Consider the following 25,064-nt stretch of genomic DNA (forward strand, 5'->3'; position numbering starts at 1 on the left):
CACAGTGTCTGAAGCCCGGGAGAACCGGAAGAACGGCCCCCGCTCCGGCGGGAGCAACCCGGCGGACACAGCCTCGTCCCACACGCTTCTGGAAGGGCGGCTCGGCTATCAGCTCGAGTCCGCCCTTCTGGTGCGCGCGCTGACCCACCGCTCCTACGCGTACGAGAACGGCGGTCTGCCGACCAACGAGCGTCTGGAGTTCCTCGGGGACTCCGTACTGGGCCTCGTGGTCACCGACACGCTGTACCGAACCCACCCGGACCTGCCCGAGGGCCAACTGGCCAAGTTGCGGGCCGCGGTGGTCAATTCGCGTGCGCTGGCGGAAGTGGGGCGTGGGCTGGAACTCGGCTCCTTCATCCGGCTCGGCCGTGGTGAAGAGGGCACGGGTGGCCGGGACAAGGCGTCCATCCTCGCCGACACCCTCGAAGCGGTGATCGGCGCGGTCTATCTCGACCAGGGACTCGACGTGGCGGCGGAGCTGGTGCACCGGCTCTTCGACCCGCTGATCGAGAAGTCCTCCAATCTCGGTGCCGGACTGGACTGGAAGACCAGCCTCCAGGAACTCACGGCGACCGAGGGACTCGGCGTGCCCGAGTACCTCGTCTCCGAGACCGGACCCGACCACGAGAAGACCTTCACCGCTGCTGCCCGCGTCGGAGGCGTCTCGTACGGCACCGGTACCGGCCGCAGCAAGAAGGAAGCCGAACAGCAGGCGGCCGAGTCGGCCTGGCGCGCGATCCGCGCCGACGCCGACGAACGGGCCAAGGCGGCGGCAGCGGCTGAGGCCGCGGTCGAGCCGGACCCGGAGGTCTCCTAGCCAGTGCGCGTGCTGCTTGGTCGGGCAGCACGCGTCCGAGCTTCGCACGATCGCCCGTACCCCAGCCCGGGGGCGGGCGTTCGCGCGTCGCGGGGCCTCGCGCCGCACGCGGCGAAGCCCCGGAAAGTCCTCAACTCCCGTCCGCCGACCGCCTGTACAAGGAGTCCGCCGTGCCCGAGCTGCCCGAGGTCGAGGTCGTCCGCCGTGGACTCGCCCGCTGGGTCGCCCACCGGGAGGTGCGCGACGCCGAGGTGCTGCACCCGCGCGCGGTACGCCGCCACCTCGCGGGCGGCGCGGATTTCGTCCAGCGGCTCACCGGGGCCCGGTTCGAAGAGCCGAGGCGCCGGGGCAAGTATCTGTGGCTGCCGGTCGAAACGGCGCGGGAGGCGGAGTCGGGCCACGCGGACACCGGAGTCGAAACGGCCCGGGACGCGGAGGCGGCGCACGCGGACAGCGGCACCGCGGCCTTCTCGGTCCTCGCGCACCTGGGCATGAGCGGTCAGCTCCTCGTCCAGCCGGAGAGCGCCCCCGACGAGAAGCATCTGCGGATCCGGGTGCGTTTCACCGACGATCTCGGCACCGAGCTGCGCTTCGTCGACCAGCGCACCTTCGGCGGACTCTCGCTGCACGAGAACACCGCCGAGGGCCTGCCCGACGTCATCGCGCACATCGCCCGTGACCCGCTCGACCCCGCCTTCGACGACGAGGCCTTCCTCACCGCGCTGCGCCGCCGCCGTACCACCGTCAAGCGCGCCCTGCTCGACCAGTCCCTGATCAGCGGGGTCGGCAACATCTACGCGGACGAGGCCCTCTGGCGCGCCAAGCTCCACTACGACCGGCCGACCGCCACCCTCACCCGCCCCAAGTCGGCCGAACTCCTCGGCCACGTAAGGGAAGTGATGACCGCGGCCCTGGCGGTCGGCGGCACCAGTTTCGACAGTCTCTACGTCAATGTGAACGGCGAGTCCGGCTACTTCGAACGCTCCCTCGACGCCTACGGCCGGGAGGACGAGCCCTGCCGCCGCTGCGGTACGCCGATGCGCCGCCGCCCCTGGATGAACAGGTCCAGCTACTTCTGCCCGCGCTGCCAGCGCCCGCCCCGTGCGACGACCACCCAACGAGGGCTCGGCGGAACGGCGTTGGGGCCCGGGGCGGTGTAGGACCGGGCCGGATCGACCGCGCCCGAGTTCTGTGACGCTCCGTCAGTTCGATGTGTCGCCGGTTCTGTGGTGCTGTCCCGCCGAGTCAACTCACCCGCGCCGTAAGCCCGTTGACCGTGCCCCTGCGCTCGGCTACCGTTTGACCAGCACCACGGAATCGCAGCCCGATTTCTCATGTGCCCGGTGTCGTCCGGGCGGGGGAGTCGGGCTCTTTTGCGTTTCGGTGCCGGGTGCCATCTCGGCACCAGGGGGGAGGGGGACGACAACCGACCCGAACCCAAAGGGAGTTATGCCGATGTGGGCCGCGATGTTCAGTGAACTGGGGCGGACGATCCGGTACGCCATCGGGGACGACCGCAGGACCGCACGACTGCGGTCACTGCTGGTCACGACGGCCGTGGCGGGCGGCGGGTGCTACGCGTTGCTCGTACGGTGAGCGGCGTAGGAACCTGACAGGGCGAACAGCCGAGCGGGGGCGGGAGCCCGACAGGGGGGGGCGGGCTCCCGGGGCCGCACATGTGCCGGATCCGGGAATCCCGGGTCAGTACCCGAAGTCCTGGGTCCACCAGGGGCCGCCGTCGGCGAAGTGCGCGCCCACGCCTATGGTCGAGAACTCGCAGTTCAGGATGTTGGCGCGGTGGCCCGGGCTGTTCATCCAGGACTCCATCACGGCCTCGGCGTCGGCCTGGCCGCGGGCGATGTTCTCGCCGCCCATGTCCGTTATCCCCGCCTGCTCGGCGCGGTCCCAGGGGGAGTCGCCGTCCGGGTCGGTGTGGTCGAAGAAGCCGCGCGCGGCCATGTCCTCGCTGAAGTTCTCGGCGAGGGCGGCGAGTTCGGCATCCGGCTTGAGCGGGGAGCAGCCCGCGTTCGCCCGCTCCTCGTTCACCAGGTTGATCACCTGGGTCTCGGCGCTGGAACCCGTCGGCGGCCGGTCCGGCTCGGGCTTCGTCGGGGTGGGCGTGGGGGTGGGAGTGGTGGGCCGCGGGGTGACAGGCGCGGAGGTGAGCGGCTTCGGCTCGGGCGACTCGCTCTTCTCGGGCTCGGCGGTCTCCTTGCTCGGGCTCGGCTTCGGCTTGTCCGAGGGCTTCGCGGACGGGGCCGACTCGGAGGGCGAGGCCGTACGGGAGGGGGAGGGGCTCTGCGACTCGACGCCCTGTTCCCACGGCGGCGCGCTCGGTCCCGTCTGCGTGCGCGGTTCGGAGGGAGTGCGTTCGGCCCGGACCTGTCCCGAGTCGTCACCCGAGGTGAAGTGGAGGGAGTCGGCCGGGATGGCACCCGTCGTGACCGCGACCACACCGATGGCGACGACGGCGGAGAAGCCGAGCAGTCCGGTGCGCAGCGACGCGGCACCCCTCTTCCGGTGGCGTCCCATACCCCGACCCTTCTCGCGCGTCACCTTCACCGAGGAAAATTTGCCCATTCGAGTGAAGCTTGTTGGAGGGGGACGGTACCCCATGACGGCGGGAACGAAAGTGCCTCGCGGGGGAACGGACGGTTAGCGTGCAGCCATGACGGAACATGTACGCCTCACCGCGTGGGTGCGGGTCCAGGGCGTGGGATTTCGCTGGTTCACCAGGGCCCGGGCGCTGGAGATCGGCGGCCTGAGTGGTTTTGCTCTCAACTTGGACGACGGCCGGGTCCAGGTGGTCGCCGAAGGACCCCGGGCGCGGTGCGAACAACTGCTCGACTGGCTGCGGGACGGCGACACACCCGGGGCCGTCACCGGCGTGACTGAGATCTGGGACACTCCGCGCGGCGGCTACGAGAGTTTCGCCATTCGCTGATGGAAACGGTCGCTGTGTGTCGAGGCGAGCGGTGCGCACCGTGGCCGCGGGGGCCGAAATCCCAGGTGATCGGGGAAAGGGCCTTGCCTGACGGTGGCCTTGCGGGTAAGGATGATCTCCACGCGCATGCCACAGGCAGAGTTGCGCGAGTCAAGTGGTGCCGGACATTCCGAGCCGATGCACCCGGGTCGCCCGCCGATACGGGGCGTGATCGTGTTGACCGTCAAACTTTTTGGTGAGACTCTGGAAGTCCCCGCGCACCTTGGCTGATCGGCATGTGAGAAGACCAGCGACAACGAGCGTGTCAGAGCCAAAGGCTGCGATTTCCCTCACGACCACGACCCAACCGCAACGGTCGGTCACTCATTGTGGAGGACCATCCATCATGGCAAAGGCGCTTCTCGGTTACGTCGGCGGCTCCGACCCGCGACTCCTCGCCGAGATGCGAAGGCTTCAGCAGCGCGTCCAGGACCTCGAATCCGAGCTCGTACGGATTCAGGCGGAAAACGACGCCCTTTCGGCTGGCGCTTCGCACGGCGACCCGCTCCTCGAGAGCATCGACGTACCCCAGGCCGAGCCTGCGCTCACCTGACGATCCCTGCCAACCCCTAAGCGGGCTGCCTGCCGGGCAGCCCTCGTCCACTTCGCAAGGGACGCTCTGGCGTCCCTTCTTTCTTGCTCCGCTTCCCCCTCGCCCCGGGCCGCTCCGCGCGTACCCGGACGGTGTTCTCCCGCTTCTCAACCTGTCATGTGCCCTGCACCTGTGACAGCGAAACCGAGTGTTCACCGTCCGAGACGCCCGGCGCCAGTCAGCCGACGCGCGCAGGACGTCCCGATCGGACAGTGCGGCGGCGGGCCGGGGAGGTAGAGTCCACCGGCGTGCACCTCAAGGCCCTGACCCTGCGCGGCTTCAAATCCTTCGCGTCGGCCACGACGCTCAGGTTCGAACCGGGCATCACCTGCGTCGTCGGACCCAACGGTTCCGGCAAGTCGAATGTCGTCGACGCGCTGAGCTGGGTCATGGGCGAGCAGGGCGCCAAGTCGCTGCGCGGCGGCAAGATGGAAGACGTCATCTTCGCCGGCACCACCGGGCGGCCACCGCTCGGCCGCGCCGAAGTCTCGCTGACCATCGACAACTCCGACGGCGCGCTGCCCATCGAGTACGCCGAAGTCACCATTACGCGGATCATGTTCCGCAACGGCGGCAGCGAGTACCAGATCAACGGTGACACCTGTCGGCTGCTCGACATCCAGGAGTTGCTCTCCGACTCCGGTATCGGCCGCGAGATGCACGTCATCGTCGGCCAGGGCCAGCTGGACTCCGTTCTGCACGCCGATCCGATGGGCCGCCGCGCCTTCATCGAGGAGGCCGCCGGGGTACTCAAGCACCGCAAGCGCAAGGAGAAGGCGCTGCGCAAACTGGACGCGATGCAGGCCAACCTCGCCCGCGTCCAGGACCTCACCGACGAACTGCGCCGCCAGCTCAAGCCACTTGGCAGACAGGCCGCCGTCGCCCGCCGGGCCGCCGTCATCCAGGCCGACCTGCGCGACGCCCGCCTGCGGCTGCTCGCCGACGATCTCGTGGCGCTGCGCGAAGCCCTCAGGACCGAGGTCGCCGACGAGGCCGCGCTCAAGGCACGCAAGGAAGAGACCGAAGCCGCGCTCAAGGCCGCGCTGACCCGCGAGGCCCGACTCGAGGACGAGGTGGGCAGGCTCGCGCCGCGTCTGGGGCAGGCCCAGCAGACCTGGTACGAACTCTCCCAGTTCGCCGAGCGGGTGCGCGGCACGGTCAGCCTCGCCGACGCCCGGATCAAGAGCGCCACCAGCGCGCCGCCCGAGGAACGCCGCGGCCGTGACCCGGAGGACCTGGAGCGCGAGGCGGCCCGTATCCGCGAGCAGGAGGCCGAGCTGGAGGCCGCGCTCGAAGCCGCCGAGCGGGCACTGGACGACACGGTCTCGCACCGCGCCGAACTCGAACGCGAACTGGCCCTGGAGGAACGGCGCCTGAAGGACGCGGCCCGTGCCATCGCCGACCGGCGCGAGGGCCTTGCCCGCCTCAACGCGCAGGCGGGCGCGGCCCGTTCCCGCGCCGCCTCCGCCCAGCAGGAGATCGAACGCCTCGCAGTGGCCCGGGACGAGGCGCAGCAGCGCGCGAGCGCGGCCCAGGAGGAGTACGAGCAGCTCAAGGCCGAGGTCGACGGGCTCGACGCGGACGACACCGAACTGGCCGCACGGCACGAAGAGGCCCGCGCCGCCCTCGCCGAGGCCGAGTCCGCGCTCTCGGCCGCGCGGGAGGCGGCGAGCGAGGCCGAACGCTCCCGGGCCGCACTCACCGCCCGCCACGAGACACTCGCCCTCGGCCTGCGCCGCAAGGACGGCACCGGCGCGCTGCTCGACGCGGGCGAACGGCTGACCGGCCTGCTCGGCCCGGCCGCCGAACTCCTGCGGGTCACGCCCGGTCACGAGGTGGCGCTGGCCGCCGCGCTCGGCACGGCCGCCGACGCCGTCGCCGTGGCGAGCCCCGCCACCGCCGCCGAAGCCCTCCGCCTGCTGCGCAAACAGGACGCGGGCCGCGCCGCACTGCTCCTCGCCGACGCCTTTGCCCCGGCGCCCGCGAGCCGCGCCGACGGATTGACGTACGCCGCCGATCTCGTCCGCGGACCCGACGAACTCATGCCCGCGGTACGGCGGTTGCTCGACGGGATGGTCGTGGTCGCGAGCCTGGAGGACGCCCAGGACCTGGTGTACGTACACCCGGAGCTGACCGCCGTCACCGCCGAGGGCGATCTGCTCGGCGCGCACTTCGCGCAGGGCGGCTCCGCCGGGGCGCCGAGCCTGCTCGAAGTGCAGGCCTCCGTCGACGAGGCGGCCGCGCAGCTCGAACAACTCGCCCTGCGCTGCGAGGAGTTGGCCGCCGAGCGGGAGAGCGCGGGCGAGCGGCGCCGGGCCGCGGCCGCGCTTGTGGAGGAACTCGGCGAGCGCAGGAGGGCCGCCGACCGGGAGAAGTCCTCGGTCGCGCAGCAGCTCGGGCGGCTCGGCGGACAGGCCAGGGGCGCGGCGGGCGAGGCGGAACGGGCCGCCGCCGCGGCGGCCCGCGCCCAGGACGCCTACGACAAGGCCGCCATCGAGGCCGAGGAACTGGCCGAACGGCTCGCCGTGGCCGAGGAGTTGCCCGTCGAGGACGAGCCCGACTCCTCCGTACGCGACCGCCTCGCCGCGGACGGCGCCAACGCGCGGCAGACCGAGATGGAGGCCCGGCTCCAGGTCCGTACGCACGAGGAGCGGGTCAAGGGACTCGCGGGGCGGGCCGACGGGCTCGACCGTGCGGCGCGCGCCGAGCGCGAGGCGCGGGCCAGGGCCGAGCAGCGCAGGGCGCGGATGCGGCACGAGGCCGAGGTCGCCGAGGCGGTGGCCTCCGGTGCGCGTCAGTTGCTCGCCCATGTCGAGCTCTCGCTCGGGCGGGCCGACGCGGAGCGGGTGCTCGCCGAGCGGGCCAAGGGGGAACGCGAGCGCGAGCTCACCGCGGCCCGCGCGGAGGGGCGCGACCTGAAGTCCGCCCTCGACAAGCTGACCGACTCGGTGCACCGCGGCGAGGTGCTCGGTGCCGAAAAGCGCATGCGTATCGAGCAGTTGGAGACCAAGGCGCTGGAGGAGCTGGGCGTCGAACCGGCGGGCCTGATCGCCGAGTACGGGCCCGACCAGCTCGTGCCGCCCTCGCTGCCCGCCGAGGGCGAGGAACTCCCGGAGGACCCCGAGCACCCGCGCAACCTGCCGCGGCCCTTCGTCCGCGGCGAACAGGAGAAGCGGCTGAAGTCGGCGGAGCGCGCCTACCAGCAGCTCGGCAAGGTCAATCCGCTCGCCCTGGAGGAGTTCGCGGCCCTGGAGGAGCGGCACAAGTTCCTCTCCGAGCAGCTGGAGGACCTGAAGAAGACCCGCGCCGACCTGCTCCAGGTGGTCAAGGAGGTCGACGAGCGGGTGGAACAGGTCTTCACCGAGGCCTACCGCGACACCGCCCGCGAGTTCGAGGGTGTCTTCTCGCGGCTCTTCCCCGGCGGCGAGGGCAGGCTGGTGCTCACCGACCCGGACAACATGCTCACCACGGGCGTCGACGTCGAGGCGCGGCCCCCGGGCAAGAAGGTCAAGCGGCTCTCGCTGCTGTCCGGCGGCGAACGGTCGCTGACCGCCGTGGCCATGCTGGTGTCCATCTTCAAGGCGCGGCCCAGCCCCTTCTACGTGATGGACGAGGTCGAGGCAGCCCTCGACGACACCAACCTGCAGCGGCTGATCCGCATCATGCAGGAGCTGCAGGAGGCCTCGCAGCTCATCGTCATCACGCACCAGAAGCGGACCATGGAAGTCGCCGACGCGCTCTACGGGGTGTCGATGCAGGGCGACGGCGTCTCCAAGGTGATCAGCCAGCGCCTGCGCTGAGGTGCGCTCTGCCGACGGGCTGGATCCCGTAAGGCACAAGATCTCTTCGACAGTTGAACGCAAAGTTTCGATATCGAGCCTACGGCGACTTGAACCTAACCCTTGACGTAAAAACTTGAAGACATATGGTCTCCTGCGTACCGCTTCCCTTCAGGTGGTGGGCGCATGGAAGCTGTGCACCACTGGAAGGGCTCATGCCCCGAACCCGGCGCAGGCCGTGGCCAGAGGAGTAACACGTGACCAGCACATCGCGGGCCCCGCAGTCGGGGGCCAGCAGCACCGGAGGGTCCGAGCACCTCGGGCACGTCGTCTTCATCGCCGCCGCGGCCGCCATGGGCGGATTCCTCTTCGGTTACGACAGCTCCGTCATCAACGGTGCCGTGGAGGCCATCCGCCACCGCTACGACATCGGCTCCGGAACCCTGGCGCAGGTCATCGCGATCGCCCTGATCGGCTGTGCGATCGGCGCCGCCACCGCGGGCCGAATCGCGGACCGGATCGGCCGTATCCGCTGTATGCAGATCTCGGCCGTGCTGTTCACCATCAGCGCGGTCGGCTCGGCGGTGCCGTTCGCGCTCTGGGACCTCGCGATGTGGCGCATCGTCGGCGGTTTCGCGATCGGCATGGCCTCCGTCATCGGCCCCGCCTACATCGCCGAGGTCGCGCCGCCCGCCTACCGCGGCCGCCTCGGCTCCTTCCAGCAGGCGGCCATCGTGTTCGGCATCGCGGTCTCACAGCTCGTGAACTGGGGCATCCTCAACGCCGCCGACGGCGACCAGCGCGGCGAGCTGCTCGGCCTGGAGGCCTGGCAGTTGATGCTGGGCGTGATGGTGATCCCCTCGATCCTGTACCTGCTGCTCTCCTTCGCGATCCCCGAGTCGCCGCGCTTTCTCATCTCGGCGGGCAAGGACAGCGAGGCGCGTGAGGTGCTCGCCGAGGTGGAGGGCGAGGGCACGGATCTCGACGGGCGGCTGGAGGAGATCCGCAGCGCCATGCACCGCGAGCACAAGTCCACCTTCAAGGACCTGCTCGGCGGCGGCGGGTTCTTCTTCAAGCCGATCGTCTGGGTCGGCATCGGCCTGTCCGCGTTCCAGCAGCTCGTCGGCATCAACGTCGCCTTCTACTACTCCTCGACGCTGTGGCAGTCCGTGGGTGTGAACCCGGCCGACTCGTTCTTCTACTCGTTCACCACCTCGATCATCAACATCATCGGCACCGTGATCGCGATGATCTTCGTCGACCGGATCGGCCGCCGCCCGCTCGCCCTCATCGGCTCCGTCGGCATGGTCATCGGCCTGGCGCTGGAGGCGTGGGCGTTCTCGTACGACCTGGTGGACGGGAAGCTGCCCGAGACGCAGGGCTGGGTGGCGCTGGTCGCGGCCCACTGGTTCGTGCTCTTCTTCGCCCTGTCCTGGGGTGTGGTCGTGTGGGTCTTCCTCGGCGAGATGTTCCCGAACCGGATCCGCGCCGCCGCGCTCGGCGTCGCGGCCTCCGCGCAGTGGATCGCCAACTGGGCCATCACCGCGAGCTTCCCGTCCCTGGCCGACTGGAACCTCGCCACCACGTACGTGATCTACACGGTGTTCGCCGCGCTCTCCATCCCGTTCGTGCTGAAGTTCGTCCCCGAGACCAAGGGCAAGACGCTGGAAGAGATGGGCTGAACACGGGCCGGTCACGGAGGCGGGACCAGGAACCAAGGCTCCTGGTCCCGCCTCCGTGACCGGCCCGCGGTGGGGCACGCATAGCAGTACCGGCGAATGGCCGATACTGGGTGGCGTTGTGACTCCGCTCCCCCACCGGAAGGAGGGGGGCTTCCAACCCGAGGGTTGCGGTCCAGCCCGAACCGATCCCTGACGGGACGAGCAGAAAGCACCAAAAGCCAGGGAAGCGATTCCCCCACCGGCTGAAGCCGTTGGCCCCCTCGCTAGGAGTCTGATGGAAATCGTCATCCTTGCTGTAGTCATCGCCGTCGTCGTGATCGGCGCGCTCGGCGGGCTCGTGATCGGCAGCCGCCGCAAGAAGCAGCTGCCGCCGCCCGAGGCGCCCACCACCACCCCCGACATCACCGCTCCTCCGGCTGAGCCGCACGTCGGCGACGAGGCCGGGGCACCGAGCGACGAATCCCGCCGAACCGTCGAAGAGGTCGGCCTGCCCGAGGGCGCGGAGCCCTCGCCGGTCCTGGTCGAGCCCGAGGCGCCCACCCCGATCGAGGTGCCCGAGCCGAGCGCCGGGCGGCTGATCCGGCTGCGGGCCCGGCTCTCCCGCTCGCAGAACGCCCTCGGCAAGGGCCTGCTGTCCCTGCTGTCCCGGGAGCACCTCGACGAGGACACCTGGGAGGAGATCGAGGACACCCTGCTCACCGCCGACGTCGGGGTCGCCGCGACCACCGAGCTCGTCGACCGGCTGCGCGCCCGCGTGAAGGTCCTGGGCACCCGCACCCCGCAGGAGCTGCGGACCCTGCTCCGCGAGGAACTGCTCGCCCTGGTCGGCACCGACATGGACCGCACGGTGCACACCGAGTCCCCGCTGGACACCCCGGGCATCGTGATGGTCGTCGGTGTCAACGGCACCGGCAAGACCACCACCACCGGCAAGCTGGCCCGGGTCCTGGTCGCCGACGGCAAGATCGTCCTGCTCGGCGCCGCGGACACCTTCCGCGCTGCCGCCGCCGACCAGTTGCAGACCTGGGGCGAGCGGGTCGGCGCGCTGACCGTGCGCGGCCCGGAGGCCGGTGACCCCGCCTCGGTTGCCTTCGACGCGGTCAAGGAGGGTGCCGAGACCGGCGCCGACGTCGTCCTGATCGACACCGCGGGCCGCCTGCACACCAAGGCCGGCCTGATGGACGAGCTCGGCAAGGTCAAGCGCGTCGTCGAGAAGCACGCCCCGCTGGACGAGGTACTCCTCGTCCTCGACGCCACCACCGGTCAGAACGGTCTTGTCCAGGCACGGGTGTTCGCGGAGGTCGTCGACATCACCGGCATCGTCCTGACCAAGCTCGACGGCACGGCCAAGGGCGGCATCGTGGTCGCCGTCCAGCGTGAACTCGGCGTCCCGGTCAAGCTCGTCGGCCTCGGCGAGGGCCCGGACGACCTCGCGCCCTTCGAGCCGGAGGCGTTCGTCGACGCCCTCATCGGCGACTGATTCCCGCCATCCGCGCGGCCGGTGCGACACCGGCACGGAACACGGGAAGCCCCGGCCCGCGAATTTCGCGAGCCGGGGTTTTTCGCTGTACGGGTCCTGGGTTCGTCCTGCGGGTCCTGGGTTTGTACGAGGTCGTCGGGCCCCGGCTGTCCCCGCGGTGCCCCCACCGCACCGGCAGCCCGGGGTGCCGCTATCCGGCAGTGCCGCGTACCGCGTACCGATGGGCGGCGTGGGCGAGGGTGCCGAGCAGGAGCCGCGCCTGTGGCGGGCGGCGGGTGGCTTCGGCGAGGGCGGGGGAGCGCAGCCACTGGACCGGGCCGAGGCCGCCGCGGTCCGAGGGCGGGGCGGTGATGTGGCTGCCGGGGCCCAGGCAGCGCAGGTCGAGGCGGGCGTCGTCCCAGCCCATCCGGTAGAGCAGCGCGGGCAGTTCGGCGGCCGCGCCGGGGGCGACGAAGAACTGCGCCCGCCCCTCGGGGGTGAGGGCGACCGGGCCGGTCGGCAGGCCCATGCGTTCCAGGCGGACCAGGCCGCGCCGTCCCGCGGCCTCGTCGACCTCGATGATCTCGAAGGCGCGGCCGACCGGCAGCATCACCGCCGCTCCGGGGAAGGATCCCCAGGTCTGAGCGACCTCGTCGAGTGCGGCCCCGGCGGGCACCACCGGGGCGAAGTCCAGTGGATGGGCGCCGGGGGAGGGGCAGGCGGCCAGGCCGCAGGAGCATCTGCCGCCCGCCGCGCGGGCGCCGGGCACCGCCTCCCAGCCCCACAGTCCGGTCAGTTCGGCAACGGTGGTGCAGTCCGCGCCGCGGCCGCGGCGCCGGGAACTCGTGCGGCGTTCCCGGATGCCGCCGATCGTGAAGCCCATGCCTCCTCCAACGGGCCCGCCGTGCAGGGGGTTACGCGACGGACCGGCTCGTGACCGACAGTTCCTGACTTCCCCGCGGTGCCGCCCGGCGACGGCGCGTTGACGCGCGCCGGGTGGTGAACGAAGCGGTGCACGCCGGGGCGTACCCCGCATCGGCGCCTTTCGTCTGTCCTATGTCAAGTGAATCGTGCGGCGGGCCAAGGGAGTTCGTGGGAAGGGGTGGCGAATGGTGGCGTTTCAGGGATCGACCTCGCGAGAGGGGTGATCGTAGGATTACTTTCGGTACACGACCCCGGTGGTTGCGCGTAGTTGTGGGTATGCCAACGGCAAGTCGGTTCCCTGTTCGACGGGTGGTGTCCCGCCGATATGAGGACCAGGGCCTTCCGCATTCTGGTAGGGGTTGGGCACGAAGGAATGGGCACGAGTGACCAACGGCCTTGAGAATCCCGAGGGATGGGGGCATCGCAGTGGGCGGCAACGGCGCGAGCGGTACGGCTGCGGACAAGCGTCCCAATGAGCTGCTCGGCTCGTGGTTCGTGCGAAGTGGCTGGTCGAAGGGCGAGCTGGCGCGTCAAGTGAACCGCCGGGCACGGCAGTTGGGTGCCAGTCACATCTCCACCGACACCTCGCGGGTGCGCCGGTGGCTGGACGGCGAGAACCCGCGTGAACCGATTCCGCGGATCCTGTCCGAACTGTTCTCCGAACGCTTCGGCTGCGTGGTCGCGGTGGAGGACCTCGGCCTGCGCGCCGCCCACCAGTCGCCCTCCGTGTCCGGGGTCGACCTGCCGTGGACCGGACCGCAGACCGTGGCGCTGCTCGGGGAGTTCTCCCGCAGCGACCTGATGCTCGCCCGGCGCGGCTTCCTCGGCAGCTCGCTCGCTCTCGCGGCCGGGCCGTCCCTGGTCGAACCGATGCAGCGCTGGCTGGTGCCCACGCCCGGTGGCGGCGGCGCCCAGGCGGCCGATTCCGCCGGTGCCCGCCGCGGCGGCAAGCTCTCCCCGCCCGAGCTCGAACTCCTGGAATCCACCGCCGTGATGTTCCGCCAGTGGGACGCCCAGTGCGGCGGCGGCCTGCGCCGCAAGGCGGTCGTCGGCCAGCTGCACGAGGTCACCGACCTGCTCCAGGAGTCCCAGCCCGAGCCCACCGCGCGGCGCCTGTTCAAGGTCGCGGCCGAACTCGCCGAACTGGCCGGGTGGATGAGCTACGACGTGGGCCTCCAGCCCACCGCCCAGAAGTACTTCGTGCTCGCCCTGCACGCCGCGAAGGAGGCGGGCGACAAGCCGCTCGGCTCGTACATCCTGTCCAGCATGAGCCGCCAGATGATCCACCTCGGCCGTCCCGAGGACGCCCTGGAGCTGGTGCACCTGGCGCAGTACGGCAGCCGCGACTGCGCGGGCCCGCGCACCCAGGCCATGCTGCACGCGATGGAGGCGCGGGCATACGCCAACATGGGCCAGCCCGGCAAGTGCAAGCGTGCGGTGCGGATGGCCGAGGACACCTTCGAGGACGCCGAGGAGTTCACCGAACCCGAGCCGGACTGGATCCGCTTCTTCTCCCGCGCCGAACTGCACGGCGAGAACGCCCACTCCTACCGCGACCTCGCCTATGTCGCGGGCCGCAGCCCCACCTACGCCAGCCTCGCCGAGCCGGTGATGGCGAGGGCGGTGGAACTGTTCGGCAAGGACGAGGAGCACCAGCGTTCGTACGCGCTGAACCTCATCGGCATGGCCACCGTGCATCTGCTGCGGCGCGAGCCCGAGCAGAGCGCGGACCTGGCGGCGCAGGCCATGACCGTCGCCCGCAAGGTCCGCTCGGAACGCGTCAACACCCGGATCCGCAAGACCGTCGACACCGCGGTGCGCGAGTTCGGCGACGTCACCGAGGTCGTCCAGCTCACCGAACACCTCGCGCTTCATCTGCCCGAGACGGCCATGGCCGTCTGACCCGAGCACCACCCCCACGGCGCGCGGCCCGGCCCGCGCGCCACCCCCCGGCCCCGGCCGCGGCGGCCTCACCTACGGACCGACTCGGCTCCCCCGCCAGTCACCCGAGGCCCGCCGCGGCCGGTCGGCGTTCACGTACGGCCGCCTTCGTAAACACCCTCGGCCCCGTTCGTATGCGGTCGGCCCGCTGCCGCATCCCGGGCCCACGCCCGGCGAGCCGCTCCGATCCGCGCACTCAAGGTTGCGCCACGATAACGATCGGCGGTCGTACCCTCCGGCGGTTCATCCACGCGTAACACCGCCGCTCCCTTCGTCACCGCGGCGAAACATCGAGCGGCATCGTCCGAAACGGCGCTGCGCGAATCTCGACCGTCATAACCGGCCCGCCCCATCCGCTCAGGCATCCCCGCACGGGCCGTACGACAACGAGGAGACGCCGATGCCCCCAGGCATCACGCTTGCCGCAGACACGCCGCAGCTGTCTGCCGCCAACACCGGGTTCATGCTGATCTGTTCCGCCCTGGTGATGCTCATGACCCCGGCCCTGGCCTTCTTCTACGGAGGCATGGTCCGCGTCAAGAGCACCCTGAACATGCTGATGATGAGCTTCATCAGCCTGGGCATCGTCACCCTCCTGTGGGTGCTCTACGGGTTCTCGATGGCCTTCGGCACCGACAAGGGCAGCCTCATCGGCTGGGAGTCCGACTACGTCGGTCTCAGCGGCATCGGCCTGAACCAGCTGTGGGACGGCTACACGATTCCGGTCTATGTCTTCGCGGTCTTCCAGCTGATGTTCGCGATCATCACGCCCGCCCTGATCAGCGGTGCGCTCGCGGACCGGGTGAAGTTCACCGCCTGGGCGCTGTTCGTCGCGCTGTGGGCCACGATCGTCTACTTCCCCGTCGCGCACTGGGTCTGGGGCACCGGCGGCTGGGCCTTCGAGCTCGGCGTCATCGACTTCGCCGGCGGTACCGCCGTGCACATCAACGCCGGTGCGGCCGCCTTCGGCGTGATCCTGGTGATCGGCAAGCGGGTCGGCTTCAAGAAGGACCCGATGCGCCCGCACAGCCTGCCGCTGGTCATGCTCGGCGCCGGTCTGCTGTGGTTCGGCTGGTTCGGCTTCAACGCCGGATCCTGGCTCGGCAACGACGACGGCGTCGGCGCGCTGATGTTCCTCAACACCCAGGTCGCCACCGCCGCCGCCATGCTGGCCTGGCTCGCCTACGAGAAGATCCGCCACGGCGCGTTCACCACACTCGGCGCCGCCTCCGGCGCGGTCGCCGGTCTCGTCGCGATCACCCCGTCCGGCGGCTCCTGCTCCCCGCTCGGCGCGATCGCCATCGGCGCCATCGCCGGTCTGCTGTGCGCCATGGCCGTCGGCCTGAAGTACAAGTTCGGCTACGACGACTCCCTCGACGTCGTCGGCGTCCACCTGGTCGGCGGCGTGGTCGGCTCCGTACTCGTCGGCTTCTTCGCCACCGGCGGCGGCCAGTCCGACGTGGCCGGCGTGTTCTACGGCGACCACGAGTTCGACCAGCTGTGGAAGCAGCTCGCCGGAGTCGGCGGCGTCCTGGCCTACTCCTTCGTGGCCTCCGCGATCCTCGCCTTCCTCGTCGACAAGGCGATCGGTATGCGCGTCAGCGAGGACGACGAGGTACTCGGCATCGACCAGGTTGAGCACGCCGAGACCGCATACGACTTCAGCGGTGCGGGCGGCGGCGCCTCCCGCGGCGTGGCCCCCGCCCAGGCGGCAGACTCCAGGAAGGTGGACGCATGAAGCTCATCACCGCGGTCGTCAAGCCGCACCGGCTCGACGAGATCAAGGAGGCCCTGCAGGCCTTCGGGGTGCACGGGCTGACCGTCACCGAGGCCAGCGGATACGGCCGCCAGCGCGGTCACACCGAGGTCTACCGGGGCGCGGAGTACACCGTCGACCTGGTGCCCAAGATCCGTATCGAGGTCCTCGCCGAGGACGGCGACGCCGAACAGCTCATCGACGTCGTCGTGAAGGCCGCCCGTACCGGCAAGATCGGAGACGGAAAGGTCTGGTCCGTCCCCGTCGAGGAGGCGGTACGGGTGCGCACCGGCGAACGCGGACCGGACGCCCTGTAGGCCCTGCCGTCAAATTCCCGCCTGCCCCGCGACGCCTGGCACGCACTCTCGGCGCACCGGCCAAAAGCCCAAGTAGGTCCACTACGAGGGCATTCGGCCGGCACGCCGAGAGCACGCACCAGACGCCGCAGAGCCGCCCTCCGGGCGACGGCGGGAATGTGACGACAGGACCTAGGACCCACAACCGAAACGGGAGTCGCCAGGTGACGAGTGTGCGGGAAGGTACGGAAGACACCGGCATGACTGCGGACGAGACGAACCACGGCGACACCCCACCCGGCTATGCGGCGGCCCGGCTGCTCCTCCTCAACCAGGAGGAGCAGCAGGGGCCGCCGCGGCGCGCGGCCCTGGCGGAACTCACCGACACCTGGCTGCAGCAGCTCTTCGCCCAGGCCGCGGACGGGCTGCGCGGCGTCAGCCTGCTCGCCGTCGGCGGCTACGGGCGCGGCGAACTCTCCCCGCGCAGCGACCTCGACCTGGTGCTCCTGCACGACGGCAGCGCCGACCCGGCCGCGCTCGCCGCCCTCGCCGACGGCCTCTGGTACCCGGTCTGGGACCTCGGCCTCGCCCTCGACCACTCGGTACGCACCCCCGCCGAGGCCCGCAAAACCGCCGCCGAGGACCTCAAGGTCCAGCTCGGCCTGCTGGACGCCCGCCATCTCGCGGGCGACCTCGGCCTCACCGCCTCGCTGCGCACCACCGTCCTCGCCGACTGGCGCAACCAGGCCCCCAAACGACTGCCCGAACTCCAGGAACTGTGCGCCGAGCGGGCCGCACGCCAGGGCGAACTCCAGTACCTCCTGGAGGGCGACCTCAAGGAGGCCCGCGGCGGACTGCGCGACGCCACCGCCCTGCGCGCGGTCGCCGCCTCCTGGCTCGCCGACGCACCCCGCGGCGGACTCGACGAGGCCCGCCGCCACCTCCTCGACGTACGCGACGCCCTGCATCTGGTCACCGGGCGGGCCACCGACCGGCTCTCCCTCCAGGAACAGGACCAGGTCGCCGCCGCCCTCGGACTGCTCGACGCCGACGCCCTGCTGCGCCAGGTCTACGAGGCCGCCCGCACCATCTCCTACGCCAGCGACGTCACCTGGCGCGAGGTCGGCCGGGTCCTGCGCGCCCGCTCCGTACGCCCCCGGCTGCGCGCCCTGATCGGCGGCAAGCAGACGCCCGAGCGCTCACCGCTGGCCGAAGGCGTGGTCGAGCAGGAGGGCGAGGTCGTCCTCGCCCGCGGCGCACGGCCCGAACGCGACCCCGTACTGCCGCTGCGCGCCGCGGCCGCCGCGGCACAGGCCGGGCTCCCGCTGTCCCTGCACGCGGTGCGCCGCCTGGCCGCGGGCACCGCCGCGCTGTCCACGCCATGGCCCGCCGAGGCCCGCGAACAACTCGTGACACTGCTCGGCGCGGGCCGCCCCACCGTCCAGGTCTGGGAGGCGCTGGAGGCCGAGGGACTGATCAGCAAACTGCTGCCGGACTGGGAACGCGTGCGCTGCCGCCCGCAGCGCAACGCCGTGCACACCTGGACCGTCGACCGGCATCTGGTCGAGACAGCCGTACAGGCCGCCGAGCGCACCCGCCGCGTCCACCGGCCCGACCTGCTCCTGGTCGCCGCGCTGCTGCACGACATCGGCAAGGGCTGGCCCGGCGACCACAGCGAGGCCGGGGAGATCATCGCCCGGGACGTCGCCGCCCGCATCGGCTTCGACCCGGCCGACGCCGCCGTCCTCGCCACCCTGGTCCGCCACCATCTGCTGCTCGTGGAGACCGCAACCCGCCGCGACCTCGAGGACCCGGCGACGGTACGCGCCGTCGCCGACGCCGTGGGCACCACCTCCACCCTGGAACTGCTGCACGCGCTGACCGAGGCCGACGCCCTCGCCACCGGCCCCGCCGCCTGGTCCGCCTGGCGCGGCTCCCTGGTCGGCGAACTGGTGCGCCGGGCCGCCGCCCTGCTCAGCGGCGAGGAGGTGCCGGCGGTCGAGGACCCGGCGCCGACCGCCGAACAGGAACGCCTCGCGGTGGAGGCCCACCGCACCGGCGGTCCCGTACTCGCCTTGCGCGCCCACAGCGAGACCCCGCCCGCCGCCGGCAACGCCAGCAACGCCGACAACGCCGACAACTCTGACCCGCCGCCCGCCGGACCCGAGCCGCTCGGCGTGGAGCTGATCATCGCCGTACCCGACCAGCCGGGCGTACTGCCCGCCGTGGCCGGGGTGCTCGCCATGCACCGGCTGACCGTACGAACCGCCGAGCTGCGCGCCCTCGACCTGCCGGAGCAACTAGGAGGCGGGGGCCGCGAGAGCCGGGCGACGGCGGACTGGGCCGACCGAGCAGGCGGGACCGGCGGCGCCACCGGGACCGGCGACAACGCCTCCGGCGCCCCGGTGCTGCTGCTCGACTGGCGGGTCGCCGCCGAGTACGGCTCGCTGCCGCAGGCCGCGCGGCTGCGCGCCGACCTGGTGCGCGCCCTGGACGGCTCCCTGAACATCGCCAGCAGGCTCGCCGAACGCGACGCCGCCTATCCGCGCCGCCGGGGCACCGTCGCCCCGCCGCCGCGCGTGAGCCCCGCCTCGGACAGCTCGCACCGCGCCACCGTCATCGAGGTCCGCGCCCACGACGCCCCCGGGCTCCTGCACCGCATCGGCCGCGCCCTGGAGGAGTCCGGCGTACGGGTACGCAGCGCGCATGTGTCCACCCTGGGCGCGAACGCCGTCGACGCCTTCTACGTGACCGGGGCCGACGGCCGTCCGCTGGGCGACGACCAGGCCGCCACCCTGGCCCGCGACCTGGAGAAGACTTTGCGTTCCTGACCTCCTCCGGCGGTTGTGAGGAATCCGGCCGTGCACGGGGTGCAGACCGCTTCCCGGACGGCCGGATACCCTGGAGGACGACCTGTACGTCCTGTCAGCTTCCCGAGCCCTGAAACCGGGGCGGGTAGGCGCCTTCGACCCGAGGATTCGCGACCGCCGTGTTCGACACTCTTTCCGACCGCCTCGCAGCGACATTCAAGAGCCTCCGCGGCAAGGGGCGCCTCAGCGAGGCGGACATCGACGCCACGGCGCGCGAGATCCGTATCGCCCTGCTCGAGGCGGACGTCGCGCTGCCGGTGGTGCGGGCCTTCATCAAGCAGATCAAGGAACGCGCGCTCGGCATCGAGGTCTCGCAGGCCCTGAACCCGGCCCAGCAGGTCATCAAGATCGTCAACGAGGAACTCGTCGGCATCCTCGGCGGGGAGACGCGGCGCCTGCGCTTCGCCAAGCAGCCGCCCACCGTGATCATGCTGGCGGGTCTGCAGGGTGCCGGTAAGACCACCCTGGCCGGCAAGCTCGGCCGCTGGCTCAAGGGCCAGGGCCACGCCCCGCTCCTGGTGGCCTGTGACCTCCAGCGCCCGAACGCCGTCAACCAGCTCGCGGTGGTCGCCGAGCGCGCCGAGGTCGGCATCTACGCGCCCGAGCCGGGCAACGGCGTCGGCGACCCGGTGCGGGTGGCGCAGGACTCGATCGAGTACGCGCGCACCAAGCAGCACGACATCGTCATCGTCGACACCGCGGGCCGCCTCGGTATCGACCAGGAGATGATGCAGCAGGCCGCGGACATCCGGGACGCGGTCAAGCCGGACGAGATCCTGTTCGTCGTCGACGCGATGATCGGTCAGGACGCGGTCAACACCGCCGAGGCCTTCCGCGACGGCGTCGGCTTCGACGGCGTGGTGCTCTCCAAGCTCGACGGCGACGCCCGCGGTGGTGCCGCGCTGTCCATCGCGCACGTCACCGGCCGCCAGATCATGTTCGCCTCCAACGGCGAGAAGCTGGACGACTTCGACGCGTTCCACCCGGACCGGATGGCCTCCCGCATCCTCGGCATGGGCGATGTGCTCACGCTGATCGAGAAGGCGGAGCAGACCTTCAGTCAGCAAGAGGCCGAGAAGATGGCCTCCAAGCTGGCGAGCGCCAAGGGCAAGGACTTCACCCTCGACGACTTCCTGGCCCAGATGGAGCAGGTCAGGAAGATGGGCAGTATCAGCAAGCTGCTCGGCATGCTCCCGGGCATGGCCCAGGTCAAGGACCAGATCAACAACCTCGACGAACGCGATGTGGACCGTACCGCCGCGATCATCAAGTCGATGACGCCCGGCGAGCGCCAGGAACCGACGATCATCAACGGTTCGCGCCGTGCCCGTATCGCCAAGGGCTCCGGTGTCGAGGTCAGCGCGGTCAAGAACCTCGTCGAGCGCTTCTTCGAGGCGCGCAAGATGATGTCGCGGATGGCCCAGGGCGGCGGCATGCCGGGAATGCCCGGGATGCCGGGCATGGGTGGCGGCCCCGGCCGTCAGAAGAAGAAGCAGAAGCAGGCCAAGGGCAAGCAGCGCTCCGGCAACCCGATGAAGCGCAAGCAGCAGGAGCAGGAGGCCGAGCTGCGCCGCCAGCAGGCCGCGGAGAACGGCGGGGCCTTCGGCCTCCCGGCCGGCGAGCCCGGCAAGGACTTCGAACTCCCCGACGAGTTCAAGAAGTTCATGGGCTGAGTCGGGCCGAGTCTGGCTGAGTCGGGCTGAGTCCGCCTGGCGGGAGCGCGTCGTGCGGTGCGTGCGGCTCGCTCTCGCGGGTGGTCGGCGGCGAAGTTGTCATTTGTTGCCAACTTCGCGGCGCCGTACGGCCGTTGTCGTACGACCCTCGTCTGCCCGTACGAGCCCTCCCGGGCGCCGGACCGCGCCCTGCGGCGTGCGTCCGATGGGGAGTGCGCCGTCGAGTGCGCGCCCGCCCTGTGCTCCGATGCGCCGGTGCCTCTGACCTGGGGTGGGAGGCGGCCGTGGAGCGGGCGGCGCGGGCGTTCGCCGGATGGCCGGAGTGCGAGGGGTGAGTTGGTGCGGCCGGGGCCCCGGCCGGTACCCTCTGCGTCTGGCCATGACCCCGGAATCGCAACCTCCGGACATCCGTGCAGGCAGGAGCCTTGCGGCGGTGTGCGGGGTGGTCCGGACGCCGGTCCGGAATGCGGAGATGCGGCCCTTGTCGGCGGATGGATGCGCCTACGTACGGGCCTGCCCCGGAGCGTGCCGGTTGCGGAGCCCCTCGGGCAAGCGTGCGGTCTCGGCGCAAAGACGCCAACTGACTGGTAGGTGCAAAATATTTGGGATGGCCCGGAATAGGAACACGAAGGCCTCCCCGCTCGTTGTCACGACGTGAGCACGACACCACCTGTTCTCGCAGCGGAACTGGCACAGGCGTGGGCCGACATTCAGAGGTTCCACCCCGAGCTGCCGGACCTGGCTGCGCCCGAGTCCCTGATCGGAGAGTCCTCGTCCGCCTGCGGCGCCGAGCTCTCCTTCGAGAGGCTGCTCCATGAAGCAGTCCATGGCATTGCCGCGGCCCGCGGAGTGCGTGACACCTCACGTGCGGGCCGCTACCACAACCGCAGATTCCTGTCCGTGGCCGAGGAACTCGGCCTGGACCACCCGGCCGAGCCCCACCCGAGCAGCGGCTTCTCCCTGGTGACCCTCAACGCCGAGGCGCGCAGACGCTACCGCCCCACCATCGAGCGGCTGCAGAACGCGCTGCGGGCACACCGTGCGGCCACCGCCGCCGACAGCCCGGCCGGATTCCGCGGGCCGGCGGCACGGCACGGCTCCTCGGGCGGCGGCGTACGCGTCAAGGCGGTCTGTGACTGCGGACGCAACGTACGCGTCGTCCCCTCTGTCCTCGCCCAGGCGCCCATCGTCTGCGGCGGCTGCGGAAAGCCCTTCCGTATCCCCGAGGTGGTCGGAGCGGGCGCCCGCTGACACCTCTCGGCCGGGGCTCGTTCCATACGGACGGCCCCCGGCCGGGCCTGCCGTGGTGCGCGACGGCCCGGGAAGTCGGACCTTTTCCGTGTGGCACAATGGGCAGCTGTACTCGACAGCCGCACAGGACCCCTCTCTCCTCCGGCTGACGCGTCCATCGGGCCATCGGGTACCGCAACCCCACGCGGCATCCCGCTGTGCTCAAACACGTCAAAACCAGGAGAATCCACTCCCGTGGCAGTCAAGATCAAGCTGAAGCGTCTGGGCAAGATCCGTTCGCCTCACTACCGCATCGTCGTCGCCGACTCCCGTACCCGCCGTGACGGCCGGGCCATCGAGGAGATCGGTCTGTACCACCCGGTGCAGAACCCCTCGCGCATCGAGGTCAACGCCGAGCGCGTGGCGTACTGGCTCTCCGTCGGCGCCCAGCCGACCGAGCCCGTGCTCGCCATCCTGAAGAAGACCGGCGACTGGCAGAAGTACAAGGGCGAGCCCGCCCCGCCGCCGCTGCTGCAGCCGGAGGAGAAGGCCGCGCGTCCGGTCTTCGAGTCCCTCAGTGGTGAGGACGAGCCCAAGGGCGAGGCCATCACCCAGAAGGCGAAGAAGGCCGACAAGAAGGCGGACGAGGCCGCCTCGGCGGACGCGTCCACCGAGTCGACCGAGGCCTGAGCATGCTCGAGGAGGCTCTCGAGCACCTCGTGAAGGGCATCGTCGACAACCCCGACGACGTGCAGGTCGCTTCGCGCAACCTGCGCCGAGGGCGCGTCCTCGAGGTCCGGGTCCACCCCGACGACCTCGGCAAGGTGATCGGCCGCAACGGCCGCACCGCGCGCGCACTGCGCACCGTCGTCGGCGCCATCGGCGGCCGGGGAATCCGCGTCGACCTGGTTGACGTAGACCAGGTCTGAGACGCCGCCCGTGGCACTGTGCCGCGGACGCGTTTCGAGCAAGGCTGAAGTTCGGGGCCGGAGGCAGTTCGCTGCCTCCGGCCCCTTTCTTCGACAGCGGTGACAGCAACGACAGCAGCAACAGCGGTGACAGCCGCGTCAACGTCGGCAGCATCGACGGCAGTAACAGCAACGACAGCAGGAGAGCAACCCAGGTGCAGCTTGTAGTAGCGCGGATCGGGCGCGCCCACGGCATCAAGGGCGAGGTCACCGTCGAGGTGCGCACCGACGAGCCCGAACTGCGGCTCGGCCCCGGCGCCCGCCTCACCACCGACCCCGCCTCGGTGGGACCGCTCACCATCGAGTCGGGCCGGGTGCACAGCGGACGCCTGCTGCTGCGCTTCGTCGGCGTCGCCGACCGCACCGCCGCCGAGGCCCTGCGCAACACCCTGCTGATCGCCGACGTCGACCCGGAGCAACTGCCCGAGGACCCCGAGGAGTTCTACGATCACCAGTTGATCGACCTCGACGTGGTCACCACCGACGGCACCGAGATCGGCCGGATCACCGAGATCTCCCACCTGCCCTCGCAGGACCTGTTCATCGTCGAGCGGCCCGACGGCAGCGAGGTGCTGATCCCGTTCGTCGAGGAGATCGTCACCGACATCGACCTCGGCGAACAGCGCGCCGTCATCGACCCGCCGCCCGGCCTCATCGACGACCGCGCCGAGATCGCCTCCGCGCGCGGCGACGACTCCGCCGCCCCCGAGCCCGCGGCCGACGCGCACGAGGCCGCCGCGCAGGAGGCCGACGGGGCGAACCGGGACGGCGACTGATGCGGCTCGACGTCGTCACCATCTTCCCCGAGTACCTGGAACCGCTGAACGTCTCCCTCGTCGGCAAGGCCCGCGCCCGCGGCCAACTCGGCGTCCACGTCCACGAACTGCGGCAGTGGACCCACGACCGGCACCACACCGTCGACGACACCCCCTACGGCGGCGGCCCCGGCATGGTCATGAAGACCGAGCCCTGGGGCGAGGCCCTCGACGAGGTCATCGCCGACGGCTACGAGGACGGTGCCACCGAGCCCCTGCTCGTCGTGCCCACGCCCAGCGGCCGCCCGTTCACCCAGGAACTCGCCGTCGAACTCTCGGCACGGCCCTGGCTGATCTTCACGCCCGCACGCTACGAGGGCATCGACCGACGCGTCATGGACGAGTACGCGACCCGGCTGCCCGTCTGCGAGGTGTCCATCGGCGACTACGTGCTCGCCGGGGGAGAGGCCGCCGTACTCGTGATCACCGAGGCCGTCGCCCGGCTGCTGCCCGGCGTGCTCGGCAACGCCGAGTCCCACCGCGACGACTCCTTCGCCCCCGGCGCGATGGCCAACCTCCTCGAAGGCCCCGTCTACACCAAGCCCCCCGAGTGGCGCGGCCGTGCGATCCCGGAGGTGCTGCTCAGCGGCCACCACGGGAAGATCGCCCGCTGGCGCCGCGACGAGGCCCTGCGCCGCACCGCCACGCACCGCCCCGAGCTCCTGGAGCGCTGCGAGGCAACCGCCTTCGACAAGAAGGACCGCGAGACACTCGGCATCCTGGGCTGGTCCCCGGACGCCGAGGGCCGATTTTGGCTGAGGCCGAAGGCCGTGGAAGAATAACCAGCTGCTGTACGTCGTCCGGCGCGCGCCCCTGCCACAGGGGGACACGACGCCCGCCCCGACGCGGACAGCCCCGCGAACTCATCACCTCTCCCGTCGATGACCTGTGGCATCGGCGAAGAAAGCAGACGAACATGTCCCACCTGCTCGACACCGTCGACGCCGCGTCGCTGCGCAGCGACATCCCGGCCTTCCGCCCGGGTGACACCGTCAACGTCCACGTGCGCGTCATCGAGGGCAACCGCTCCCGTGTGCAGCAGTTCAAGGGCGTAGTCATCCGCCGCCAGGGCGCCGGTGTCCGCGAGACCTTCACGGTCCGCAAGGTCTCCTTCTCCGTCGGCGTCGAGCGCACCTTCCCGGTGCACACCCCGATCGTCGAGAAGATCGAGCTCGTCACCCGCGGTGACGTGCGTCGCGCCAAGCTCTACTACCTGCGCGACCTGCGCGGCAAGGCCGCGAAGATCAAGGAGAAGCGCGAGAACTGATCTCGCGCCGGT

The 25,064-nt window shown here is 71.0% G+C and carries 21 protein-coding genes; 19 read left to right on the forward strand and 2 right to left on the reverse strand.

Features of this window, described 5'->3' with window-relative positions; genetic code table 11:
• Positions 1-4: 4 nt before the first annotated feature.
• From rnc to HUT18_RS26660, 3 genes are all read left to right on the forward strand, one after another.
• Entirely contained in the window at positions 5-817 is an 813-nt protein-coding gene (gene rnc, locus HUT18_RS26650) for a ribonuclease III (RefSeq protein ID WP_176103071.1), read from the forward strand.
• Between the two features lie 170 nt (positions 818-987).
• A complete protein-coding gene (mutM, locus tag HUT18_RS26655) occupies positions 988-1,977 on the forward strand; it encodes a bifunctional DNA-formamidopyrimidine glycosylase/DNA-(apurinic or apyrimidinic site) lyase (RefSeq protein ID WP_176103072.1) in 990 nt (329 codons plus the stop codon).
• A 289-nt stretch (positions 1,978-2,266) separates the two neighbouring features.
• Complete coding sequence (locus HUT18_RS26660) at positions 2,267-2,413, forward strand: hypothetical protein (RefSeq protein WP_176103073.1); 147 nt, start codon at positions 2,267-2,269, stop codon at positions 2,411-2,413.
• A gap of 105 nt (positions 2,414-2,518) precedes the next feature.
• On the opposite strand, the gene HUT18_RS26665 is transcribed toward HUT18_RS26660, so the two are convergent.
• Positions 2,519-3,349, reverse strand: a complete 831-nt coding sequence (locus tag HUT18_RS26665) for a CAP domain-containing protein (RefSeq protein ID WP_176103074.1) — start codon at positions 3,347-3,349, stop codon at positions 2,519-2,521.
• A gap of 136 nt (positions 3,350-3,485) precedes the next feature.
• On the opposite strand from HUT18_RS26665, the gene HUT18_RS26670 reads away from it, so the two are divergent.
• From HUT18_RS26670 to ftsY, 5 genes are all read left to right on the forward strand, one after another.
• Complete coding sequence (locus HUT18_RS26670) at positions 3,486-3,761, forward strand: acylphosphatase (protein WP_176103075.1); 276 nt, start codon at positions 3,486-3,488, stop codon at positions 3,759-3,761.
• A 385-nt stretch (positions 3,762-4,146) separates the two neighbouring features.
• Positions 4,147-4,353 (forward strand): hypothetical protein, encoded by a 207-nt coding sequence (locus HUT18_RS26675; RefSeq protein ID WP_176103076.1) that lies wholly within the window; start codon positions 4,147-4,149, stop codon positions 4,351-4,353.
• Between the two features lie 287 nt (positions 4,354-4,640).
• The gene (smc, locus tag HUT18_RS26680; RefSeq protein WP_176103077.1) at positions 4,641-8,192 is read left to right on the forward strand and encodes a chromosome segregation protein SMC; all 3,552 of its coding nucleotides are present in this window, start codon (positions 4,641-4,643) and stop codon (positions 8,190-8,192) included.
• A 236-nt stretch (positions 8,193-8,428) separates the two neighbouring features.
• On the forward strand, positions 8,429-9,853 hold the full coding sequence (locus HUT18_RS26685) for a sugar porter family MFS transporter (protein WP_176103078.1): 1,425 nt from the start codon (positions 8,429-8,431) through the stop codon (positions 9,851-9,853).
• Positions 9,854-10,127: 274 nt separating this feature from the next.
• Entirely contained in the window at positions 10,128-11,333 is a 1,206-nt protein-coding gene (gene ftsY, locus HUT18_RS26690) for a signal recognition particle-docking protein FtsY (RefSeq protein WP_176103079.1), read from the forward strand.
• A gap of 190 nt (positions 11,334-11,523) precedes the next feature.
• Here ftsY and HUT18_RS26695 read toward each other — a convergent pair whose 3' ends face one another.
• A complete protein-coding gene (locus HUT18_RS26695) occupies positions 11,524-12,195 on the reverse strand; it encodes a bifunctional DNA primase/polymerase (RefSeq protein ID WP_176103080.1) in 672 nt (223 codons plus the stop codon).
• A 467-nt stretch (positions 12,196-12,662) separates the two neighbouring features.
• On the opposite strand from HUT18_RS26695, the gene HUT18_RS26700 reads away from it, so the two are divergent.
• From HUT18_RS26700 to rplS, 11 genes are all read left to right on the forward strand, one after another.
• Complete coding sequence (locus tag HUT18_RS26700; protein ID WP_176103081.1) at positions 12,663-14,138, forward strand: hypothetical protein; 1,476 nt, start codon at positions 12,663-12,665, stop codon at positions 14,136-14,138.
• A 439-nt stretch (positions 14,139-14,577) separates the two neighbouring features.
• Positions 14,578-15,915 carry an ammonium transporter gene (locus tag HUT18_RS26705; protein WP_176103082.1) on the forward strand — a complete coding sequence of 446 codons (1,338 nt, stop codon included), beginning with the start codon at positions 14,578-14,580 and terminating at the stop codon, positions 15,913-15,915.
• A complete protein-coding gene (locus HUT18_RS26710) occupies positions 15,912-16,250 on the forward strand; it encodes a P-II family nitrogen regulator (RefSeq protein WP_176103083.1) in 339 nt (112 codons plus the stop codon). Before HUT18_RS26705 ends, HUT18_RS26710 begins: the two co-directional genes overlap by 4 nt.
• A 239-nt stretch (positions 16,251-16,489) precedes the next feature.
• On the forward strand, positions 16,490-19,060 hold the full coding sequence (locus HUT18_RS26715) for a [protein-PII] uridylyltransferase (protein WP_176103084.1): 2,571 nt from the start codon (positions 16,490-16,492) through the stop codon (positions 19,058-19,060).
• 158 nt (positions 19,061-19,218) lie between these two features.
• Positions 19,219-20,772 carry a signal recognition particle protein gene (gene ffh / locus HUT18_RS26720; RefSeq protein ID WP_176103085.1) on the forward strand — a complete coding sequence of 518 codons (1,554 nt, stop codon included), beginning with the start codon at positions 19,219-19,221 and terminating at the stop codon, positions 20,770-20,772.
• A 654-nt stretch (positions 20,773-21,426) separates the two neighbouring features.
• Positions 21,427-22,023: a hypothetical protein gene (locus HUT18_RS26725; protein ID WP_176103086.1), complete on the forward strand. Its 597-nt coding sequence runs from the start codon at positions 21,427-21,429 to the stop codon at positions 22,021-22,023.
• Between the two features lie 234 nt (positions 22,024-22,257).
• Positions 22,258-22,692, forward strand: coding sequence for a 30S ribosomal protein S16 (gene rpsP / locus HUT18_RS26730; RefSeq protein ID WP_176103087.1), 435 nt, complete (start codon positions 22,258-22,260; stop codon positions 22,690-22,692).
• Between the two features lie 2 nt (positions 22,693-22,694).
• Positions 22,695-22,931: an RNA-binding protein gene (locus HUT18_RS26735; RefSeq protein WP_040247777.1), complete on the forward strand. Its 237-nt coding sequence runs from the start codon at positions 22,695-22,697 to the stop codon at positions 22,929-22,931.
• A gap of 194 nt (positions 22,932-23,125) precedes the next feature.
• Positions 23,126-23,746, forward strand: coding sequence for a ribosome maturation factor RimM (rimM, locus tag HUT18_RS26740; RefSeq protein ID WP_176103088.1), 621 nt, complete (start codon positions 23,126-23,128; stop codon positions 23,744-23,746).
• Entirely contained in the window at positions 23,746-24,567 is an 822-nt protein-coding gene (trmD, locus tag HUT18_RS26745; RefSeq protein WP_176103089.1) for a tRNA (guanosine(37)-N1)-methyltransferase TrmD, read from the forward strand. The genes rimM and trmD overlap by 1 nt, the downstream gene beginning before the upstream one ends.
• Positions 24,568-24,701: 134 nt before the next feature.
• Entirely contained in the window at positions 24,702-25,052 is a 351-nt protein-coding gene (gene rplS, locus HUT18_RS26750; RefSeq protein WP_176103090.1) for a 50S ribosomal protein L19, read from the forward strand.
• Positions 25,053-25,064: the final 12 nt, after the last annotated feature.

Source organism: Streptomyces sp. NA04227 (assembly GCF_013364195.1).
GTDB lineage: Bacteria > Actinomycetota > Actinomycetes > Streptomycetales > Streptomycetaceae > Streptomyces.